The 19250-nt window shown below is 62.7% G+C and carries 23 protein-coding genes and 1 tRNA gene; 12 read left to right on the forward strand and 12 right to left on the reverse strand.

Annotation, left to right across the window (positions count from 1 at the left end; all coding sequences use genetic code 11):
- Positions 1-6: 6 nt before the first annotated feature.
- Together BKY59_RS11850 and nusG are read right to left on the reverse strand one after the other, a co-directional pair.
- On the reverse strand, positions 7-276 hold the full coding sequence (locus BKY59_RS11850; RefSeq protein ID WP_076071746.1) for an HNH endonuclease: 270 nt from the start codon (positions 274-276) through the stop codon (positions 7-9).
- A 1155-nt stretch (positions 277-1431) separates the two neighbouring features.
- Complete coding sequence (gene nusG, locus BKY59_RS11855; RefSeq protein WP_129586367.1) at positions 1432-1998, reverse strand: transcription termination/antitermination protein NusG; 567 nt, start codon at positions 1996-1998, stop codon at positions 1432-1434.
- A gap of 117 nt (positions 1999-2115) precedes the next feature.
- Between nusG and BKY59_RS11860 the strand changes: the two genes are divergently transcribed.
- Positions 2116-2427: a PilZ domain-containing protein gene (locus tag BKY59_RS11860; RefSeq protein ID WP_076071749.1), complete on the forward strand. Its 312-nt coding sequence runs from the start codon at positions 2116-2118 to the stop codon at positions 2425-2427.
- A 22-nt stretch (positions 2428-2449) separates the two neighbouring features.
- Here BKY59_RS11860 and BKY59_RS11865 read toward each other — a convergent pair whose 3' ends face one another.
- From BKY59_RS11865 to BKY59_RS11885, 5 genes are read right to left on the reverse strand one after another with little or no spacing between them, the layout of a single operon-like run.
- Complete coding sequence (locus BKY59_RS11865) at positions 2450-2785, reverse strand: hypothetical protein (RefSeq protein ID WP_076071750.1); 336 nt, start codon at positions 2783-2785, stop codon at positions 2450-2452.
- 14 nt (positions 2786-2799) lie between these two features.
- Positions 2800-3651, reverse strand: a complete 852-nt coding sequence (locus tag BKY59_RS11870) for a YdaU family protein (protein ID WP_165374848.1) — start codon at positions 3649-3651, stop codon at positions 2800-2802.
- Positions 3648-5072 (reverse strand): replicative DNA helicase, encoded by a 1425-nt coding sequence (locus tag BKY59_RS11875; protein WP_165374849.1) that lies wholly within the window; start codon positions 5070-5072, stop codon positions 3648-3650. Before BKY59_RS11875 ends, BKY59_RS11870 begins: the two co-directional genes overlap by 4 nt.
- Positions 5073-5077: 5 nt before the next feature.
- Positions 5078-6067, reverse strand: coding sequence for a CHC2 zinc finger domain-containing protein (locus BKY59_RS11880; protein WP_076071754.1), 990 nt, complete (start codon positions 6065-6067; stop codon positions 5078-5080).
- The gene (locus tag BKY59_RS11885; protein WP_076071756.1) at positions 6064-6537 is read right to left on the reverse strand and encodes a hypothetical protein; all 474 of its coding nucleotides are present in this window, start codon (positions 6535-6537) and stop codon (positions 6064-6066) included. Before BKY59_RS11885 ends, BKY59_RS11880 begins: the two co-directional genes overlap by 4 nt.
- 53 nt (positions 6538-6590) lie before the next feature.
- Here BKY59_RS11885 and BKY59_RS11890 point away from each other — a divergent pair, with 53 nt between their 5' ends.
- The 8 genes from BKY59_RS11890 (at position 6591) to BKY59_RS11925 (ending at position 12118) form a co-directional block, all read left to right on the forward strand.
- The gene (locus BKY59_RS11890; protein ID WP_076071757.1) at positions 6591-6788 is read left to right on the forward strand and encodes a hypothetical protein; all 198 of its coding nucleotides are present in this window, start codon (positions 6591-6593) and stop codon (positions 6786-6788) included.
- A gap of 373 nt (positions 6789-7161) precedes the next feature.
- Positions 7162-7818: a helix-turn-helix domain-containing protein gene (locus BKY59_RS11900; RefSeq protein WP_083672093.1), complete on the forward strand. Its 657-nt coding sequence runs from the start codon at positions 7162-7164 to the stop codon at positions 7816-7818.
- Between the two features lie 112 nt (positions 7819-7930).
- A complete protein-coding gene (locus tag BKY59_RS11905) occupies positions 7931-9550 on the forward strand; it encodes a hypothetical protein (protein WP_076071763.1) in 1620 nt (539 codons plus the stop codon).
- Between the two features lie 280 nt (positions 9551-9830).
- Positions 9831-10328, forward strand: a complete 498-nt coding sequence (locus BKY59_RS11910) for a hypothetical protein (protein WP_076071765.1) — start codon at positions 9831-9833, stop codon at positions 10326-10328.
- Entirely contained in the window at positions 10325-10834 is a 510-nt protein-coding gene (locus tag BKY59_RS17430) for a hypothetical protein (RefSeq protein ID WP_129586369.1), read from the forward strand. Before BKY59_RS11910 ends, BKY59_RS17430 begins: the two co-directional genes overlap by 4 nt.
- Before the next feature lie 161 nt (positions 10835-10995).
- On the forward strand, positions 10996-11199 hold the full coding sequence (locus tag BKY59_RS11915; RefSeq protein WP_129586370.1) for a hypothetical protein: 204 nt from the start codon (positions 10996-10998) through the stop codon (positions 11197-11199).
- Complete coding sequence (locus tag BKY59_RS11920) at positions 11196-11378, forward strand: helix-turn-helix transcriptional regulator (protein WP_076071768.1); 183 nt, start codon at positions 11196-11198, stop codon at positions 11376-11378. Before BKY59_RS11915 ends, BKY59_RS11920 begins: the two co-directional genes overlap by 4 nt.
- Before the next feature lie 215 nt (positions 11379-11593).
- Entirely contained in the window at positions 11594-12118 is a 525-nt protein-coding gene (locus BKY59_RS11925; protein WP_076071770.1) for a CAP domain-containing protein, read from the forward strand.
- Positions 12119-12301: 183 nt separating this feature from the next.
- Here BKY59_RS11925 and BKY59_RS17435 read toward each other — a convergent pair whose 3' ends face one another.
- From BKY59_RS17435 to BKY59_RS17780, 5 genes are all read right to left on the reverse strand, one after another.
- Positions 12302-12910 carry a hypothetical protein gene (locus tag BKY59_RS17435; RefSeq protein ID WP_129586371.1) on the reverse strand — a complete coding sequence of 203 codons (609 nt, stop codon included), beginning with the start codon at positions 12908-12910 and terminating at the stop codon, positions 12302-12304.
- Positions 12911-13105: 195 nt separating this feature from the next.
- Positions 13106-13459, reverse strand: coding sequence for a transposase (locus BKY59_RS11930; RefSeq protein ID WP_338056540.1), 354 nt, complete (start codon positions 13457-13459; stop codon positions 13106-13108).
- A gap of 396 nt (positions 13460-13855) precedes the next feature.
- Positions 13856-15145, reverse strand: coding sequence for a tyrosine-type recombinase/integrase (locus BKY59_RS11935; RefSeq protein WP_076071773.1), 1290 nt, complete (start codon positions 15143-15145; stop codon positions 13856-13858).
- A gap of 156 nt (positions 15146-15301) precedes the next feature.
- Positions 15302-15376, reverse strand: a tRNA-Ile gene (locus tag BKY59_RS11940).
- A gap of 68 nt (positions 15377-15444) precedes the next feature.
- A complete protein-coding gene (locus BKY59_RS17780; RefSeq protein WP_165374850.1) occupies positions 15445-15588 on the reverse strand; it encodes a hypothetical protein in 144 nt (47 codons plus the stop codon).
- 166 nt (positions 15589-15754) lie between these two features.
- Here BKY59_RS17780 and BKY59_RS11945 point away from each other — a divergent pair, with 166 nt between their 5' ends.
- From BKY59_RS11945 to BKY59_RS11955, 3 genes are all read left to right on the forward strand, one after another.
- A complete protein-coding gene (locus tag BKY59_RS11945) occupies positions 15755-17995 on the forward strand; it encodes a ribonuclease R family protein (RefSeq protein WP_076071774.1) in 2241 nt (746 codons plus the stop codon).
- A 156-nt stretch (positions 17996-18151) separates the two neighbouring features.
- Positions 18152-18487: a hypothetical protein gene (locus BKY59_RS11950; RefSeq protein ID WP_083672094.1), complete on the forward strand. Its 336-nt coding sequence runs from the start codon at positions 18152-18154 to the stop codon at positions 18485-18487.
- A 58-nt stretch (positions 18488-18545) separates the two neighbouring features.
- Positions 18546-19130 (forward strand): CHAP domain-containing protein, encoded by a 585-nt coding sequence (locus BKY59_RS11955; RefSeq protein WP_240500079.1) that lies wholly within the window; start codon positions 18546-18548, stop codon positions 19128-19130.
- The last annotated feature ends 120 nt before the right edge of the window (positions 19131-19250 follow it).

Raw genomic sequence — 19250 nt, forward strand, 5'->3', positions numbered from 1 at the left:
GACCGATCAGTCGACCGGCCACCCATCGGCGTCGATCGCCACGCGCTTGCGGTGCCCGAACTGCTCAGCGGTCACCTCGACATGACACGACTTACACAGGTTGCGCGTGTTGCTGTCATCGTCGGTGCCACCCTTGTCGAGCGGCACGATGTGGTCGACCTCGACCGCCAGAGTTGTCCGCCCCCGATCCGGACAGCGTTCGCAAAGGCCGTGGGATCGAGCTAGCCGGCGCTTTCGCTGGGCAACGCCGGCAGAACCGCGAAGACGTTCGACCATCAGCTGATCGCGATCTTGATCGACGTGCGCTTGTGCGAGTTGGACAGCTTACTGGCCGCGTTGACCATCGGCGTATGAGGGGAAGGGGCGCACGTGGGCATCGTCGCTTACCCCAGTCTTTGCGTTACCATGTCCGTAACCATCGTCCTGCACACCGCATTCAGCAAAATCGTGTACTCCGGCAGCGATTGGAGCAGCACATGGAACACAGCCGAATTGTCCCAGCGGACGTGTACGAGATGGAAGAGGATCAATTGCGAACCCGCCACCTTCGAGCATTTGCAGCGGCCGCTGGTCGGCTCGGGACGGAGCAATCGAGCGAAGGCCGCATACTGACCGATCAGCCTCCACTAACACCAGAAATGCAAGGCTTAGGTGAGCACGATCTAGGGGTCCTTTGAGACCCCGTTCGGGATCGCCCTTTCTCCCCCGAGCCAGCTCGTTAACCAGGTTATAACCATATTCGTCCATTCAACTCACTGACCGGGGGCAAACGAGGTCAGCCTTAAGGAGTTCGGCATGCAACATCGACGTATGGTCGTTGCCGACACTAACGACACGGACGAAGACCGACTTCGAACGCGACATCTGCGCGCGTTTGCAGCATCAGCGATACGCCATCGGTTTGAACAGGAAGCTGAGTTCGAGATATTGAACAGACAGCCGAAGCTTCCGGCCGGGCTTGAATTCCTCAACATAATTGCGAAACTGGACTGACCGGATCACGGTCTTGACGTCTTACCCAGGCCTTACGCTACTGTTTCGAACCTGTTACGAACGCAGCATGACAATCGAAGCTTGCGTTATTGAACGTGCATACCAGATCGCCCGCACTGGGAAGTGCAACAACGTCCCGGATATCACCCGGACGTTGATTCGTGAGGGGTACGAGAATGTTCACTCGCATCTTGCTGGCGGTTCTTTGCGGAAGGACTTGAGAGAACTTCTAGCAAAGGCCCGTAACACAGGATCGCCGGCTAGTACCGCCTGACGCGAGACCGATGCTCATTCACATCCGTAGGACAACCCCGGAAGCGCAGCTTCCGCAGGGGGGATGGCGAGGGCGGTAAGGTCCGTCGACCAACCGGCTCTATGCTCGCACTCAGCCGCTGAAGCAGCAGTCCCCAACGCCGAAACAACGTCAGGATAGGTGTCCTATACACCGTCTGTCGCCAGGAGGAAAGAGGCAACCTTGACGCGCAGGCTGCCACCGAAACAAACCAGCGCGAACTTGCCGTCGCTCTCTTCGACGATCCCCGTTAGCCCAGCGAAGCCACCTTCCGGGATCTCGACCTCCGACCCGACCTCGACGTGATGACGCTTGGCACGACGTGCCGCGTCCATGGCTTGCTGGTGCGCCAGCCGGCGGGCCTCCTGACCCTGTGTCTCGATCGCGCGGACGCTCTCGATCTCGCGATCAGTGATGAGCGGGATCCGCCCACCGTGACGGAAGATCGAGAAGGCCGGATGCGGGTTGCTCGGAAGGCCGAGGCATCGGCGCAGTTCGGGCAGGTGCCGGGCATGCGCGAACACGAACGTCGGCATGATCGGGAAGTCCCGTTCACGCTTCGCCTTGCTCCGTGGGACCCGGATCGATCGCGTGACCGTGGGGGTCCATGCTTCGATGCCGGCAGCGACGAGCGACCGGACGAGCGTCAGCGTGCGCGGGCCACTCATCCGCAAAATGCACCATGAGGCGCTGGTCTTCTGGTTGGTCTCCACGATCCCTACCCCTGTCCCTGAAATGTTGCTGAGACCGCGAGCTTCGGCACCACGTTATGAGTTTCGTAGCGAGCGGCAGGGCATGTTGTTGGCGACCCAGAATGTCGGAGGCCGAGCATGATCGTTGCCCAACTGAAGCTGAAGGAGATGCCGGACCGTCGCGCGATGCCACGGTGGTCCATGAACCTCCCGGGCCAGATCATGGAGGGTGGCGGCACGCTGATCGAGGTGAGTGTCCGCGATCTGTCCGCACGTGGCTTCCTGATCGACGCCGACGTGGATCTGCCGGTTGGCGCGATCATCAGCATTGAAACCGCAGGTGCCACGTTGGGCGATGCTCGCGTCGTGCGGCAGATTTTTGCCCAGTACGGCTGCGAGTTCGTAACCGTCGGTGACGCGCTGAACTTACCGACAGCACGCGCGGCCTGATCCAAAAGTGGCCCGGTAGCAGTCATTCGGCTTCCCGGGCTTCCCACAACCCGGCCCGCCGCAAACTCATATTTTCGGTGTACAGCCGGGAAACCGAAGCCTCGGACATGTCGAAGTCCGCCCAGACGCTCAGGTCGGTGGATGTGCCGTACCGCCAGTCGTGCAGGTCTTTCGGCAGCGAGCCCGGGCTGCGCTGAAACACCGTCACGCCTTGCTGAACCCCCCGCCGGTAGCTGCGCTCCGAAACACGGGCCAAGAGCGTCCGAACGATCGCCTTCGCCTCCTCCGGCAGGTCGGTTAGCACGTCGTCCGGGACGCCATCGGTGATGTCGGTCGCAGTCGGGTGATACTGGGTCATGGTCCGATCCTTCACTAGTGGGCGGTGGTGGCTGGAGCGGTGCCGGACGGCGGACCCGGCATGTCCATTTGGCGGTACCGTTCGGCCGTCGCGCTGCTGATAGCCCGGGCTTCGTCGGCGTCGGTGTCCTGTGCTTTTCGGCGGCCCTCGATCCAGGCGACGGGCTCGGAACGGCCCTCAGCGCTGATGATCGCATCCCGGGTCCACGCATCGCCGTTCTGCTTCCGCCACTTGCCGATCAGGGTTCGGGCACTCCGGTCCGCCATGCCGGTTCCGCACAGCAGGGCGACCCCGGTGGCGAAGATCACCTTCGACAAATCGGCCGGCGGCGCTTCGGCGCCAGTAGCGTTAGCTACTGTATTACTGTCCCGTCTCGTCACGTCAGCGGGGACATCCGCGTTCTGTCCCGGTTCGGTCCGCGTTCTGTCCCGCGGGACAGCAGGTGGGACGTCCCCGTCCTGTCCCTCATCCTGTCCCGACTTTTTCGCCCGCCACTGAGCCTTCCGAGCGCGTTCCTTGACGCGCTTGTCCCACGCCACCAGCGCCTGTTCGCACAGGGTCGGATGGTACAGGCGACCATCGCTGCATTTGACGAACCCATGCAAAGCCCTGACCCGCAGTTTGCGGAACGTCTTGATATCGCGCCCTAAATCGGCGAGCCGGCACAGCGCCGCATCGTCGTCCGGGAGTGACCCGGCCGGGCATTGTGTCCAGGCCGCCCACCAGAGCGTGAGGCCCGCACGCCACTCGCTGTCGTTCGCAAGCGCATCGAACTCGCTGCCGAACAGGCGCTGCCCGAGCAGCGGCATGTACTCGAGGCCGCGCAAATCGCAGTCGGGCGGCGTCATTGGTTCTGGAACCGTCACGGATAATTTTCCTCGAGTTCGCTGTAAAAACTGCTGCCACGCACCGCAGAATTGGCTCCGAAGAACCATCCGAGCGCCTTGCCAGTCGGCCCGCTGCGTCGCTTCGGGACCAGAAATTCGATCTTGTTTCGCACTGCGTCCATGTCGGTCCGCCAGGCCTGATGCTTCGAACCGTACTGGTCCTCAGGCTCCGTGCGGCGCAGATATTCCTCTTCGCGGTAGACGAAGAGAAGGATGTCGGCGTCCTGCTCGATCTGCCCGCTGTCGCGCAGATCGGAGGCCTGGGGACGCTTGTCAGGGCGCTTCTCGACCTCCCGGCTGAGCTGCGCCACGGCCATCACGGTCAGGTTCTCCGCCTTCGCGAACTCCTTCAGACCGCGGCTGACCTCGCTGGCGTGCTCGTACGGCGACAGGCCCTTCCGGCTGGGCGTCATCAACTGGAGATAGTCGACGATGACCAGTTCGAGCTTCTGGCCTCGGGCCGCCAGCTTGCGCTTGTGCGTGCGCGCCTGACGCACGAATTTGGCCAGCGTCAGACCAGACGTTTCGTTGATCTCCAGCGGCATATCGTCGAGGCGGCGCTTTGCCCGCATGACGGCGTCGAGGTCCCCCGGCTTCACGGTCCCGTCGCGGATATCCTCGTAGGGCACGCCGCCGCGGGTGGTGAAGCACAGGTCCGCCAACATCCGTCGGGTCAGCTCGTCCGCGCTCATCTCCAGCGAGAAGATCAGCACGCCATGCCCAAGACCTGACGCGCCGAGCGCATAGGAGGTCACGAGGGACGTCTTGCCCATGCCAGGACGGCCGCCGACCACGACCATGTTCGTCGGACGCAGGACGCCGAGAACCTTGTCGAGCGATCCGATCATTCCGCAGTGAACACCGACGATCGGCTTCCCGAAGCTGTCGATCACGATCTGGGCATAGGCACCCACGGTCGCCTGCGCTGTCGCCGTCTGCTCCGCGAGTTCCGCAACCGCTTCGTCCGCGTTTGCGACCAGTTCCTCCTTCGCGATCGTGACGTCGCGGGCGGACGCGATCACGTCCTGCAGCCCGGCCACGAGCCGCCGCCTGCTCGACAGCATCAGGATCTGCTCGAAATAGGCTTTGGTCTGCGCGCGGGTACCGGCGTTCAGCGATGCCGCGGACAGGGTCGAGAATGTGCGTGGCCAGTCCTCCTCGCCTGCGAAGAACGGTGCCAGCGTGACAGCATCGACCGTTGCGCCGGCCGCGTACTGTTCCAGCATGCGGGCGAAGACGGCGCCGTAGATCGCGACCGAGAAATCGGCGGGGCGGCAGCGATCGGCGACCAGGTCGATCAGTCGGTTGTCGGCGATCATGTCGCCGAGCAGGCTCAGTTCCGCCTTCATGTTCTGCAGCGGTGCGGCGGGGCTGGCGTTGGCCAGCTGTTGTTCGAACATCCCGGTCACATGCGCACCCCGCGCAACTGGTCGTTATAATCCTTGAACCCGTCCGCCGGGTACATCTCGACGACGTCGATACCGCGGTCGAGGTAGACGGCACGCGACTGCTCGACCGCTGTTCGCCCGGCCGCATTGTTGTCGCCGGCCAGCATGATTTCGCGAACCTGCGGCGGCAGGTCCAGACGCGACAGCAGCGCGGTGCCGCACGCGACCAGCACGGGGCGGCCGGTGATCTCCTGCGCGAGCGTCAAGCCGTCTTCCGGGCCTTCGCAGCCTATGACTTGCGTCGCGCTGCCGAGGTCGTGCCCGGTGGCGCGGAATGCCGAGCCAACGATGATGCCAAGCGACATCTTCGGCTTGGGCACGTCGAGTTTCCCGCGCCCGTCCTGCGCCAGGTAGATCCGCTGGACCCCGACGACCGAGCCGGACGCATCCTGAAGCGCGCAGACCATGACCGGCACGCGGGACGCGATGACGGTTCCGGTCTCCTGGTCGCGGTAATCCAGTTCGGCGAAGCGGACCGTGTCGGGCAGCGGGGCGGTGATGCCGCGGTAACGTATATACGCTTCTGCAGCGGTGCCTTCGGAGGGCACGGCTCGACGCCAGCAGTCCTGGCCCGCACGAATACGGCGCGCTGTCGTGGCAGCGGCCTCCTGCTTGCGTCGGGTCCGGTTCTCGTCGGAGATGACCGGAAAGGTATCGCCTGCAAGCGATTGGAGAGCATCGCGGAACGACAGGCCCTCCGCCTTCATCAGGAACGTCATCGCGTCACCGACCGCACCGCAGCCCCAGCAATGGTATGTGCCCTTGTCGTCGTTGACCTCGAACGACGGCGACTTCTCCACGTGGAAAGGGCACAACCCGACCATCTCGCGCGGGCCGCGCTTCTTCAGCGCGGTCTTGCGGCCGATGATCTCGGACAGGAGGTGACGGCCCTTGGCGTCGCCGATGGCACGGCGGAACGCGTCGGGGTCGAGCCGGGGGCGGTTCATCGCTGGGCTTGCCCCTTGTCGGCGGCGATCATGTCGAGCCAGCATGCCGTCAGGGTGTGGACGCGGCGGATCAGCGCCTCGTGCGGCGTCAGCTCGTGCGCCTCGGTCAGGTTGTCCGCCTCGATCGCGATGATCGCCGGCAGCAGGGTGGCGAGCGTAAGCGCCGCCTGGTCGTCACCGGTGCAGACGGCGTTGGCATCGGCCCAGCGCCCGCCGACCAAACCCAGCAGCGGATCCGCGAACCGGCCACCCCATTCCTTGCAGCCGAACAGGAACGTCGGCAGGTCGATCGCCGCCGCGGTGTTGGCATAGGCGGCCGCCCGATCGTCGGACTTGCCCAGTACCCGGCCCATGTCGGCCCAGGTCGTGCCGTCCTCGGTCTTGATGTCCGTCAGGATGGCGTTCTGCGCATCGACCGCGCTTGACGCGGAAAAAGTGCGGCGCTGGCCGTGGATGTTCGGTGCGTTCATGCGACAGAAGCCTCGTCATGACGAAAGACAGGAAAGCCCGGGACGGAAACCGCATGACGGTGATCGCGATCGCGAACCTCATCGCCGTGCTGGTCGACACGATGCGGCGTGCGGATCTGCCGAACGACGTTACGCACGGCTTCCTTGACGGGCTGGAGCGGCTGAACGGGGTTACGCTCTACGGCGCGGCCGGCGCGATGCTCGACGAGATCGTCGATATCGTGCGGGCGTCGGTGCCGGTGAATGATTGAGGGGGGCGTCACGCGAGGTCTGTTTCGATTTGGGAGGCGCGCGCGTGACGAAGTTGCGACACCTCAACCTGAGAAGTCGTAGAGGGGGGAGCGAAAAAGTCGTTCGCGGTGACCTCGGCGTTCGTAGCTTCTGCGATGCGCAGCATCATTGTTCGGTTGGGTACGGATTTACCCTTGGCGTACCTTTCGACCGTACGCGCATGATCGCTCCCGATGCGCTTAGCGAACGCGAGGTAGGTAAAACCCTCACGGGCGAGATACAAAGATAGCTGCATCCGCTAATCATAGAAGGAGTGAAAATTAGCCGCAACCGCTATTTCTGTAGGATTTTCCTGTTTTGGCCGGAACGGCTATATTGGCCTTTGGAGGCGCTATGCTACAAAACCGTGTTCGAGAACTTCGTAAGCTACGAGGCATGACGCTGAAAGCGTTGGCAGATAAAATTGGCGATGGCGCCCATTTATCTACGATCCAAAAGATCGAAAAGGGTAGAATGGCGCTTTCGGCTGTCTGGATGCAAAAACTGGCAACCGCCTTAGAAGTCCCGTTGTCTGAAATTTTCGAGGACACGGGTAATTCCAGGCCTGGTGATCAAAAAATACCCCTCGTGTACTTATCCAAAAGAGCAAAACTGGAAGATGCGTGGATTGGCGATTTGATAAATGTGAACATTTACGGAGAAGATGTTTACGCAGTCGAAAAGGACATGTTTTTTGGATTTATTAAGACAACCTTGTTTCGCTCGTTTGTTTGTATTGATGCAAGTTCGAAGCTTTTGTTTGAAGATTGGCCGTATGCATACTACGCAGATGACTCATGGCCATTTCTAGGTGTATATAAGTCAGACCCTCCTAGGTTTGAACCATATCCTGGCTGCGAGCATTCTCTTAATCTCTACTTTGGTGTGTCCGACATCAGTGTGATCGGCGAGGTGCGCTGGGAGGTAAGCACAATGTGGCGGCCGCCCGAGCGAGATTTGCCTGAGGTTCTAAAACGCGAAGTTGACAATTTAGCGGATACGGCTAATTAGCTCTCATCACCTGAGCACCCCAGCGGTCGCCAGACGGTGATCGCAGGCTCGTAACGCACGCTCTCTCCGGAGGCCTCTGCCGCACCCCTGCGTCCTCGCAGGGAGACGCATCATGGCCACGCAGTTCAAGCACGCCGACTTCACGCATACCGCCGCACCGCGGCCCAATGTCCGTATCGCCTACAGCAACGGCCCCGCGGTTGCGGCCATCGGCCGTGCGCTGGCGGGCACGCCGAACCGCGACGTCACGCTCGACGAACTGAACACCGACACGACGCTGCGCACGCTGATGGCGCGGCGTAACGCCGTGATCCAGCAGCTGGACGAAGACGATGCGATCGACAGCCTGAGCGATGTCGAACAGGGCGAACTTTATTCGGTCGTCAGCGAATGCGAACGGCTGGTCCTGGGTTCCCCGGCCGCCACCCCGGACGACGCGGTCGTGAAGATGATCGCGGCGCTGCAGGTCACGGCCGAGGGTCACGAGCTCGGCGAGACCGAGGCGGTGCAGGCGATCTTCGAAGCGCGCAAGCATTTCGGCATCGGCTACCTGCAGGACCACCACGGTCTGACGCCGACGGGTCCGACCGGCGCGATCGCCGTTGCGCCGTGGATCGATGCCGGTCCGCGTCTCAATGCGACGCCGGGCAGTCTTGCCGCTGCCGCTAGTGCGGGGCTGGTCGGCCCGGTGCCACTGCCACCGCTGCCGTCAGGCATCAGCGACACGATGGCTGACCTCTTCGAGGCGTATTTCGCCGCCTATTTCTCGCACGCTGAGACGGCGGGGGATCAGGTGGTTGCAGCCGCAGACGACATCCGCATCTTCCCGGCCATGACCGTCCCGGATCTGGGGGCCAAGCTGCTGGTCGCCGTGCATCACGCGCACCCGCAGTCGACCGTCGACGGCTGGCTGGCCGTCGATCCTGATGACTTCCAGTGCACGCAGGCGGGGGAGGCGATGTTGTCCACGCTGACTGATGCGCTTCGGCTCGCGGACGTGGTGTCGACAGCGTCTGCCAGCAACGGCCCCGCAATAAACGATATCGTTTATGCTGGAGGTCCGACCGGGAATCGCACCTCGGCCGATGGGACCATGCGGTCGGAGTGGGACCGCAACCTCGCGTCATACCGGATCGCGAACCAGGCCTTCACGATCGCGAACGCGCCCTACTCTCAGATGTTGCCTGACGATCCGGGGTACGCTGAAGCGGAGGCCGTCGTCCTGGTCGCAATGAAGGCCGACACGGAGGCGGAGAACCTTCTGTTCGCCACACCGGCGCCTGATCTCGCGGCAGCCCGTATCAAGCTCGAGCTCGCACTTGAGGCGAATGTCCAGATCGGTGAAATTTGGTCGCTGCTCGATGACCTGAAGCAATTCGAGCGGGAGGCGATGCCGAACATGTGGAATGCGGCTCTCGTCCCCTACGTAGCGGCCAAGACCGCTGAGCGGATCTACGACGAGACCACGTACCTGCCCGCGTTCGCGCGATACGCTGCCGACAAGATCGATATCCCGGACGACATCGACGCGGAGAGCGACCGGCTTCTGAACCTGCGGTTCGCAACCGAAGAAGCGCTGATGGCAATTGACGCGCCCGACCTCGAGTCCTTCGCCTTGAAGTTCTTGGTCGCGCATGCCGATGGACGCCAGGCGGACTACTGGGATGCACGGCTGGCAGAGGAAGCCTTGCGCTTCGTCCCGCATTTCCCGAGGGAGGCGGTGCGCGCATGACCGAGAAGTGCGCAGACTGTCGGTTCTGGCGTGAGGACACGCACGAGATCAGTCCCTTGGACGACCGCTACGGTTGGTGCCGACGAAACCCGCCCCGGGTCGCTGGGAGCATCGCGAACGCCGTGACAAAGGCTTCCGGGCCGAACGATTGGCTGGGGGCCGGGGCACTGAGCAGGGCCACTCTGTTCCCTTCGACAAGCTTCTCCGACTGGTGCGGCCAGTTCGAACTGCCGCCGCATCGCAATCCCGCCAATTTGCCCATCTGCTGAAGGAGCCGACCATGTTTGTCTGGAACAGCCGTTTCACCACCCGGTATCCGATTAGCCGCATCGAAGAAATTCAAGACGACTGTGGGCCGGAAGGTGATCGTGAGGGCTACTCGAAAATCTTCCTGCAAGGTGATGAGGATGCCATCGTTCGAACTTCGGAGATTGACGCGATCAGTGGCGGAGTTGTCAGCACCATCGTGGCTCCGGCTGGTTACAGCCTTCTCCACGCCTGCCTGAACGATCAGGGGAGGGGCTACATCTCACGCTCCGTTCCCGTCATCGGCTTCGCTGTCGCGGCAAACGCAGAGACGCGGCCGTTGACCGCCCGTGGTGTTCACGATGGCATGTTTCGACCTATGCCAATTGAGTATCCTGACGGCTCGATATGGGATGAGGCGAGCGACTGCGGCTATGACGATCGGTCACTCTTCCTTTCCGCGTGGGCTGTGGAACACGCAGCCAAGTTGGAAAATGATCGCGAACACGCCGTCCGGGCGGTTCCATCATGATCGCCGGCATCCCCACTCAGGACGCAATCGCCGACACATGGGCCGAGTACAGCGCCGTGACGCAGACGCTGGTTGCCATGGAGCGGGAGGCGGCACAGTCCGCTGAGCGGGTCGTGGTGGCGCTTAAGGCGCACCGCCTTCAGCGGGCATTCGCTTTAATGTCAGAACTAGCCGAGATCGCGGTACAGCTGGAACCGCCGCTGTCGCTGGTCGCTGGCGCGGGCGACCATAGCGCGATGGTTCACCAATCCCGTCGTCAATCCGATGGCGGTCCTGATTTACACGAGTTCTCCGGCATCCAGGCGGTCGATCGTCGAATGGAAAATGGTGTAGACGAGCTTCCAAATAAGACTGTCAGCATAGTCAGCGATCATCGTGAAACTCTCCCAAGCAGCCAAGCCGTTTTCGGCGTTGGCAGACACGAAGCATCACATACGATGCCCAAGATTCGTAACCGTCATTTAACTGTAATAGATCCCAGAACGGGACAGGGTGGGGCGTTATGACCATGTCTGATCGACAGGCGGCAGGTCTGACCTGCGGCCACGGCCGGGCCACCGGATCAACCTTTTTCAAACGATGGATGCCGTACCTGTTCCAGCGCCTCGAGCATCCGAAGCACAAGCACGCGTTCCTACCGTTGAACCGGGACTATGTGCCGCTGGGAATGACCCGGGGCAAATGGATCGATTACGACGAGGCATTATCGACGCACGGCGTCTTCTTCGCACGCGATCCGACCGCGCTGGACGTCTGGTGGAACACGCGGGACGAGAAGCTGTGGCTCTACGACGACAGCGTCGCCAGCCGCCTGACCTATTTCGCGCGGCTCGAGAAACTGATGCTGCGACAGGTGGAGGTAATCGGATGACCCGCGAGCATGACAACATCGTTCGACTGCCGGAGGTCCGACGTCGGACCGGCCTGCACCGGGCAACCATCTATCGGAAGGTGGCTGCAGGGACGTTCCCCCAACAATTCCAATTGAGCCAGAATTGCGTTGGCTGGTACGAGTCGGACGTCAACGCGTGGGTCGCCGATCCCCGCTGATCGGGGGGTGGCTCATGGGGGGGGACACCAGGCGGTCGCAGGGCTCGACGGGAGATGGTCGCAGCCCGGTGTACCGCACAAAGGCTCTGGGTTCGTCGGCGTAGCTATCCAGGTGCGTCTGGCTGAACGCGCGCTAACACACGATTGCGAACACTCATCTGTATGTTACCAGTCTTGCCGGGTCCGGCGCAGACTGGTGATAAATTGGGGGTGTCATGAGTTTCCCTGTGAAGAGGGTGTGGCTCGCAACGTCGGTTGTTCTCGCATGGCCGATGCTGACTGGTGCAGCGGGATCGCAGTCGGACTTCGAGGTGCGCATACTCGCGGCGCACAATCAGGAGCGCGCCGGCCTTCGGCTTCTTCCGTTGCGGTGGAGTGCGAACCTTGCCGCCGGGGCACGGACTTGGTCTGACGCCTTAGGAGAAACGGGGCAGTTCACACATTCGCCGGACCGATCCGGCGAGGAATTGTTGGGCGAGAACATCTGGTGCGGCGATCCGAGCATTTTCACCCCGGAATCGGTCGTAAAGCTCTGGGTGTCGGAACGGCAGCACTTTCGAGGGGGTGTGTTCTCCGCGAGCAGTCGCACGGGCGACGGTGCCGATGTCGCGCACTACACGCAGATAATCTGGCGCGCGACGGGCGAGATCGGTTGTGCTTTGAGCCGAAGTGCTACGGAAGAGATCGTAGTTTGTCGGTATCGGAAACCGGGAAATGTCAGCGGGCAGCAAGTATACTGAGGCGCGGCTCTTTACCTTTCCAATACAGGCCCGTCACGCGGCGGAATTTGCAAACTGCACTCGCCATGCCCACGTCTGCGACGAGTTCCAGTGAGGTCGCAGCCAACTAGCGGCAATTATGTAATTTAGTTAGCGGATTCGCCATGCTGCATGATTCGAGAGAAGCCGGCGCTGAAATTGAAATCACTTCTGAGATGAAGGATGCGGGCGCGAGGGAACTCTCGATGGCTGACTTTGACTCGGATTTTTTGGATGGGGGCCGACAGCTGTCGGAAGATGTTTTTCGAGCAATGATGTTAGCTCGAGTTCAGCACTCATTGGGCCGATAGCGCCTTCGGCAAAGTCCGTCATTGATGGGAGGGTTTCCATCTTGACGGTCGATATCGCAAACGTAGCCTTTCCGACCTTTTTGCCGACTAACCTTACGCTTTTGAAAGCGAGTAAACCGTTCTCGTCCTTCCCTAACGGCACCCCGTGGCAAAGGATATTTCGCACATCGAACGTGGCTTTCCACCATTCATGTGCAAAAATGGCTTTGTACTTTTTAAGGCTGTCAGCACCCGCCAATTCGGCGAATGTTTCAAGCAGTTTCACCTTCCCGGATATGGGCATCGTTCCTAAGATAATATCAAGGGCACCTGGCGTGATCGATGCCAGTTTTGACAACCATAAGTTAACCCTGATTTCGAGTTGGGCGCAGGTAGCTACAAGGCGGCCAATGGCTGCATAATCCTCTTGGCTAAGAGCGTACGGTGTCAACGCCGCGCCCTTACTGGAATAAGGCGAAGACATGGTAGAAACCAATCAAGGTCAGAATGACACCTACTCCGACGCGGAGACAGTGGCCCGTCGAGAGGCGGCGCTGCGGAACATTCTCGCCACTCCCCACAAACCGCACGATCCTATCGACAAGCGCAAGAGAGTCGAGTCCCAAGAATAGCTATTGGCGCTTGCGTGGCTGCCCGACCACCCGGGGAATGCGCCGTTTTAGGCGGCAACGTTACCAATCCGTCGATAGGTCAAACGACGGCCTTCGCCGCCTTTGAGGATCATGGCAGCACGTTCCGTGTCATTCAGATAGCGCGTGTTGTAGCGCATATCGAAATCGGCGCAGTAACCGCCCAAATGAGCCTCACTTATGTAAAGATTGGCGCCGATTGCGCCGCGCTTGAAGATCGAAAAGCAGCTTTCGACCGTGTTCGCGTGAAGCGTTTTGTGCGCGATGTAATCTCCTGCGCCACGGTTCACCGTAGTGTATGCACCGAACTCGCGTCCTATGCGATTGTAGACCGGACTTCCGTCCATTATCAGGTTTGAAGCGTCGGCGATGTTCGTTGCGATATCGGTGGTTCGGCTCGCCTAGACTAATAACTCAATTATACAATTACCTTAGTTTTGCTGACATCAGAAGCAATTCGTAACGCGCAGGAGCTGCTTCGTCTGTTCGAAAGCAAGCTAACGAATGGGTTGTCAGTAAGCGCTAGGGCACGGACCATGTAACGTGAGCGTAAATGGCTTCACTTTTATTTTCAAACTCCACATCAGCTTCGAACCCCGAAGTCGTTTGTCGTACCGCGATGACGCGACGCGCGCCTTTCTGAGGCCGGCAAAGGGGGCTATTTTTTTGCAAGTCAGCGAGGTGCCTATCCAGCTTTACAAGCCCGGCTGACTTGCCTCGCCCGATTGAGAACCGGAGTTTCGCAGGGTCAGACTCAATCTTGCGCTTGATCCTCGGCATCAGCGCTCCTGCCCCCGCAGAAGATCGTTCGCCGGCGCCATGCCGTCCATCAGCAGATTGGCCCACTCGTCGGCCAACTGCCGCCGCCGCGCCATATGCTGCGACCGGTTATAAGCCGCCTCCGAACCCGACAGGCCCTGCGGGACGTGCGCGAGCATCAGGTCAATCACCGCCCGATCGCCGACGCGAACGTCGTCGCCGACGCGCTCGTTCATGATGGTCGAGAAACATGCACGCCAGCCATGCGGGACGTGCCGGCCGCGATAGCCGATCCGGTTGTACAGGTAGCCGATCGTGTTCTCGGACATCGGGCGGATGGTGCTTCGCGTGCTGGGGAACAGCAGGGCGATCCGGCCGGTCAGACGACGGAGCGCGTGCAGGACGTCGACCGCCTGCGGAGACAGGGGGATGATGTGCTCGAACACCGCATCCGTCTTCCGGTCCATCTCCAGCTTCATTCGGGCGGCGGGGACGCGCCAGAGTGCCCCCGGGCTGGGGGCATCCGGCTTGTCCCAGTCGATGCCCTCGAACTCCGGCCAGGGTGCTGATCGCAGGATGCCTGGTCGCGCCGCCGTCAGTGCCAGCAGCCGTGACGCCAGCTTGGTGACCGGGCCGGCGCTGGACGCCTCCGTATCGACCAGCAGCTGACGAGCCTTCTTGATGTCGACGAACGCCGGCTGCTTGCCCTTTTTCGCCAGCGGCTGAAGGGCCTTGCCAAGGCTGGCCGACGGATCGCTCGCAGCTGTGCCCTCTGCCATCGCGTAGACGAACACGGCCGACACATGCTGGCGGATCCGCTTGGCCGTCTCGATCGACCCGCGCCTCTCGATCTTCCGCAGCTGGGCGAGCACGAGCGGGCCGTCGATCTCCCCAATGGGCATACGGCCAAGATCTGGAAAGATGTCGCGCTCGAGCGCACGAAGCACCAGGTCGGCATAGTCAGGGGACCAGCGCGGCCGTTGGGCCGTATGCCACTCGCGCGCCTTCATCTCGAATGTCGTTGCCGCCGCTGTGGCGCTGGTTGCCCGAGCCTTCATCTTCTCGATCGACGGGTCGCGGTCGTCGCGCAGGAGGCGGCGGGCGGCGTCGCGCCGATCGCGTGCCTCGGCGAGGCTGACCTCCGGGTAGGGGCCGAACGTCAGGCGCTTCTCCTTGCCGCCGTATCGGTATTTCATGCGCCAGGATTTGAAGCCGGTTCGCGTGACGAACAGGTATAGCCCGCCCGCGTCACTCAGCTTCTGATCCTTGTCGGTGGCCTTGGCCTTCCGAGCCTGTACGTCGGTCAGCAACGATGCCCCCAATTTCCGAACCGGTGCCCCCAAAGTGCCCCCGGATGCCCCGCGATCAGGTGCGACACGATGCGACACCATGACCCAAAGGATGGTGGAAAAAGTGAGGTTTTACAAGGGTTCTGCGCCGGTATGGAACACGATGCGCGGGGAAATTGGTGGGCCCGGCAGGATTCGAACCCGCAACCTAGCCGTTATGAGCGGCCGGCTCTACCATTGAGCTACAGGCCCCGGTGACGCGGATAGCGGAGCGCGGGGCTGGTTTGCAAGTCTGCCGACCAGGATGCCGGCAGAACGGGTTAACGGACCAGCGTGACGACCCAGCCCAATGCGAGCCAAACCGGCGCAGAGGCGAGTGCGGCACACATGATGGCCATCGGAATCGGCACGTCGTCCCGCTTCGTCAGTGGTCCGATATCGGTCTTCGTGAAGCCAATTGTCATTGCAGCCTCTCCAATCACGCGTCTTTTTTCTCTTATCTAAAACGTGTCATGCCTGAAAAAGGGCGTCAGACCAGCACAAAATATTTCATCTTCCAGTGCCAGGCGTAGTGCCGCCGGCCTGGAGATGGCCGGATGACGGATGGCATGCGCCACGCTAGGGTGCGCAATGCGTAACAGACAGTCGCCGGGCCTCCCAAGCCGCCAGCAAATCCTCGATTTCATCGCAAGCAGCGATACCCCCGCGGGCAAACGCGAAATCGCGCGCGCCTTCGGCTTGCATGCACAGGACAAGATCCTGCTGAAGGCGTTGCTGAAGGATATGGCGGACGAAGGCCTGATCGACAGCGCACCCGGCCGCGCGTTCCACAAGATGGGCGGCGTGCCGAAGGTGACGGTGCTGCGCGTCGTGGACGTGACCGACGAGGGCGTACCGATCGCCGTGCCGGAAAACTGGGACAGCGACCAGCCGCCGCCGCGGTTGCGCGTCGTGGTGCGCGGCAAGCGCGATCCGCTGGGGCCGGGCGACCGCATCCTGTCGCGGACCGAGGAGGCGGGGTCCGGCTGGTTGGCGCATCCGATGAAGAAACTGGCGCGCGGCGAGGAGCTGGTGCTGGGCGTGCTGCGCCGTGAAGGCGACCGGTTGTGGCTGAAGCCCGTCGACAAGCGCGAGAAGCGCGATTGGCCGGTGTCGGACGCGGGCGAGGCGGATGTCGGGGACCTGGTGCTGGCGGAGAAGGCCGGGCGGCCGCCGCGCATGACGGTGCGCGTGACCGAGCGGCTGGGCGACCCGTTCGCGCCGCGCAGTTTCAGCCTGGTTGCGATCCACAAGTTCGGCATTCCCGACGTGTTTTCGCAAGAGGTGCTGGACGAGGCGACGGCGGCGGCGAAACTGCCGGTCGGCGAGGGGCGCGAGGATCTGCGGCACCTCCCGATCGTGGCGATCGACCCGAGCGATGCGCGCGACCATGACGACGCCGTATGGGCGACGCCGGACGAGGACCCGGGGAATGCCGGCGGGTATCGTGCGATCGTGGCGATCGCCGACGTAGCTTACTATGTGCGAGCGGGCTCCGAGCTGGACCGGTCGGCGCGCAAGCGCGGCAACAGCGTGTATTTCCCCGACCGGGTGGTGCCGATGCTGCCCGAGATCCTGTCGGCGGATGTGTGTTCGCTGAAGGAAGGCGTCGATCGCGCGGCGCTGGCGTGCCACCTGCGCGTCGGCGCGGACGGGACGCTGAAGGGGTGGCATTTCACGCGCGCAACCGTGCGGATCGCGGCGAACATCGCGTATGAGGATGCGCAGGCGGCGATCGACGGCGAGGCGGGGCGCGTGCCGGACGCGCTGGTCGAGACGGCGCTGAAGCCGCTCTGGGCCTGCTGGCGGTTGTTCGCGGGCGCGCGGGAAAGGCGCGGGCCGCTCGACCTCGACATGCCGGAGCGGCGGGTGGAGCTGGACGAGACCGGGCGGATCCAGTCGGTGGCACCGCGCGAACGGCTCGATTCGATGCGGCTGATCGAGGAATATATGATCGCGGCCAACGTCGCGGCGGCCAAGGCGCTTGAGTCGAAGAAGCAGCCGGTGATGTACCGCGATCACGAGCCGCCGAGCCGCGAGAAGCTGGTCGCGTTGAAGGAGTATCTCGAAACCTGCGGCGTGTCGTTCGCGCTGGGGCAGGTGATCCGGCCCGAGACGTTCAATCACCTGCTGGCGCGCGTCGAGGATGCGGCGATGCGGCCGCAGATCATGGAGCAGATCCTGCGGTCGCAGACGCAGGCTTATTATGCGCCGGCCAACACCGGGCATTTCGGGCTGGCGCTGGGCAGCTATGCGCATTTCACAAGCCCGATCCGGCGTTATGCCGATCTGCTGGTCCACCGGTCGCTGGTCGGTGCGTTCGGGCTGGAGCCGGCGGTCGAGGCGACGCGGCTGCCCGCTGCCGATGCAGAGCGGATGAGCGCGCTGGGCGAGGCGATCAGCCGAACCGAGCGGCGTGCGATGGAGGCGGAACGCGAGACGATCGACCGCTATGTCGCGGCCTATCTGACGCGGTTCGTCGGCGAGGTCGTCGATACGCGGATCACCGGGGTGCGCGCCTTCGGGTTCTTCGCGACGGTGCAGGAGATCGGCGGCGACGGACTGGTGCCGGTGTCCACGCTGGGCGCCGAACGCTTCACCTTCGACGAGGCGGCGCAGGCGCTGGTCGGCGACGAGAGCGGTGACCGCTATGTCAGCGGGCAACTGCTGAAACTGCGGCTGGTGGAGGCGGACCCGATCAGCGGTGCGCTGCGGTTCGAACCGGTGGAGGGGGCGAGCCACCTGCCGCATCGCCGGCATGATTCGCGCGAGCGTCCACGCAGCGGCAAGCCCGGCCGGCCCCGCAACATCCGCCATCAGGGGCGCCGCTGACACCCTGATGCCCTGAAGCGATAAAAGGATGCACCCCGTTCCAGGCCGGAACGGGGTGTTTCCGCGCGTCCCGAGCTGGGACAAATGATCTATTTACTCACTGACGCAAAAGCGTAGCCTCCGTGTCATCAAGACGTAACATAAATGGAGGTTGCTATGATTCGTTTGTTCGCAGGGGCGTTGCTGCTCTCGGTTTCCACGCTGGCCCAGGCCGATCCGGTGGCGTTTCAGGCGATTGCCCAGGGCAAGCTGGATCGCGCGGAAAAGACGCTGGTGGCGCAGGTCGCGGCCGGATCGGCCGAGCCGGGCGTGTTGCTGAACCTGGCGCATGTCTATCGCCAGACGGCGCGCGCCGCGCAGGCCGAGACGCTGTATCGCCGCGTGCTGGCCGAACCCAATGTGCAGATGGCACGCCCGGACGGATCGCCGGCATGGTCGCACACGCTGGCGACGGTCGGTCTGGAGCGCGCCGCGCAGCTCGCCGCACGATAAGACCCGGCGGGCGCATGGGTGACTGGCCCGCTACGATTTGTTAAGCCGCCCCCGGCCAATGTCCGGGTCTCTGATGGTCGGGGTGGCAATGCGCTGGTCGAGTCTCCTGTTGTTGTTCGGGTCGCTCTGTGCGGCCCAGGTGCATGCCGAAGTGACCGGCGAGACGGTCGGCGAATGCGTGCCGTTCGCCCGCGCGATGTCCGGTATCCAGCTGTACGGCAATGCCTGGACATGGTGGACGCAGGCGGACGGTCGCTATGCGCGAGGTACGGCACCACGGGTCGGCGCCGTGCTGGTGTTCCGGCCGACCGGCGCGATGCGGCTGGGCCATGTCGCGGTGGTGAGCCAGGTGATCGGCCCGCGCGTGGTGATGGTGACGCACAGCAACTGGTCGCGGATCGACGGCACGCGCGGCCAGGTGGAACGCGACGTGACGATGACCGATACATCCGAAGCCGGAAACTGGAGCCGGGTGCGGGTGTGGTATCACCAGAACGAGGCGCTGGGTGGGACGAGCTACCCGACCTATGGCTTCATCTACGGCGCGCCGGTGTCGAACGGGGTGCGAACCGCGGCCCCGTCGCCACGGTTGAGCGGGCCGTCCCCGGACATCATCGGCGCGGTGATCGATTCGATCGGGTAAAGTGCGATGATCCTAGATTGAACTGCGAAATCCGGGCTTGCGGGCGCAGTCGAGGCACCTCCCGCGAGGGTAGTCAAAGGGTGCCGTGCGCCGTCTCGGCTGCGCTCGACGGGTCCCTCG

Source organism: Sphingomonas montana, assembly GCF_001956315.1.
GTDB lineage: Bacteria > Pseudomonadota > Alphaproteobacteria > Sphingomonadales > Sphingomonadaceae > Sphingomonas_R > Sphingomonas_R montana.

What these genes read in the sequence shown, in the direction of transcription:
- BKY59_RS17780 (WP_165374850.1), bottom strand. Translation starts at nt 15,588, where the DNA reads ATGACAATTGGCTTCACGAAGACCGATATCGGACCACTGACGAAGCGG.
- BKY59_RS11950 (WP_083672094.1), top strand. Translation starts at nt 18,152, where the DNA reads ATGATTCGTTTGTTCGCAGGGGCGTTGCTGCTCTCGGTTTCCACGCTG.
- BKY59_RS11875 (WP_165374849.1), bottom strand. Translation starts at nt 5,072, where the DNA reads ATGTTCGAACAACAGCTGGCCAACGCCAGCCCCGCCGCACCGCTGCAG.
- BKY59_RS17435 (WP_129586371.1), bottom strand. Translation starts at nt 12,910, where the DNA reads ATGTCTTCGCCTTATTCCAGTAAGGGCGCGGCGTTGACACCGTACGCT.
- BKY59_RS11880 (WP_076071754.1), bottom strand. Translation starts at nt 6,067, where the DNA reads ATGAACCGCCCCCGGCTCGACCCCGACGCGTTCCGCCGTGCCATCGGC.
- BKY59_RS11850 (WP_076071746.1), bottom strand. Translation starts at nt 276, where the DNA reads ATGGTCGAACGTCTTCGCGGTTCTGCCGGCGTTGCCCAGCGAAAGCGC.
- BKY59_RS11945 (WP_076071774.1), top strand. Translation starts at nt 15,755, where the DNA reads ATGCGTAACAGACAGTCGCCGGGCCTCCCAAGCCGCCAGCAAATCCTC.
- BKY59_RS11915 (WP_129586370.1), top strand. Translation starts at nt 10,996, where the DNA reads ATGACCCGGGGCAAATGGATCGATTACGACGAGGCATTATCGACGCAC.
- BKY59_RS17430 (WP_129586369.1), top strand. Translation starts at nt 10,325, where the DNA reads ATGATCGCCGGCATCCCCACTCAGGACGCAATCGCCGACACATGGGCC.
- BKY59_RS11900 (WP_083672093.1), top strand. Translation starts at nt 7,162, where the DNA reads ATGCTACAAAACCGTGTTCGAGAACTTCGTAAGCTACGAGGCATGACG.
- BKY59_RS11860 (WP_076071749.1), top strand. Translation starts at nt 2,116, where the DNA reads ATGATCGTTGCCCAACTGAAGCTGAAGGAGATGCCGGACCGTCGCGCG.
- BKY59_RS11890 (WP_076071757.1), top strand. Translation starts at nt 6,591, where the DNA reads ATGACGGTGATCGCGATCGCGAACCTCATCGCCGTGCTGGTCGACACG.
- BKY59_RS11925 (WP_076071770.1), top strand. Translation starts at nt 11,594, where the DNA reads ATGAGTTTCCCTGTGAAGAGGGTGTGGCTCGCAACGTCGGTTGTTCTC.
- BKY59_RS11905 (WP_076071763.1), top strand. Translation starts at nt 7,931, where the DNA reads ATGGCCACGCAGTTCAAGCACGCCGACTTCACGCATACCGCCGCACCG.
- BKY59_RS11955 (WP_240500079.1), top strand. Translation starts at nt 18,546, where the DNA reads ATGTCCGGGTCTCTGATGGTCGGGGTGGCAATGCGCTGGTCGAGTCTC.
- BKY59_RS11920 (WP_076071768.1), top strand. Translation starts at nt 11,196, where the DNA reads ATGACCCGCGAGCATGACAACATCGTTCGACTGCCGGAGGTCCGACGT.
- BKY59_RS11865 (WP_076071750.1), bottom strand. Translation starts at nt 2,785, where the DNA reads ATGACCCAGTATCACCCGACTGCGACCGACATCACCGATGGCGTCCCG.
- BKY59_RS11910 (WP_076071765.1), top strand. Translation starts at nt 9,831, where the DNA reads ATGTTTGTCTGGAACAGCCGTTTCACCACCCGGTATCCGATTAGCCGC.
- BKY59_RS11885 (WP_076071756.1), bottom strand. Translation starts at nt 6,537, where the DNA reads ATGAACGCACCGAACATCCACGGCCAGCGCCGCACTTTTTCCGCGTCA.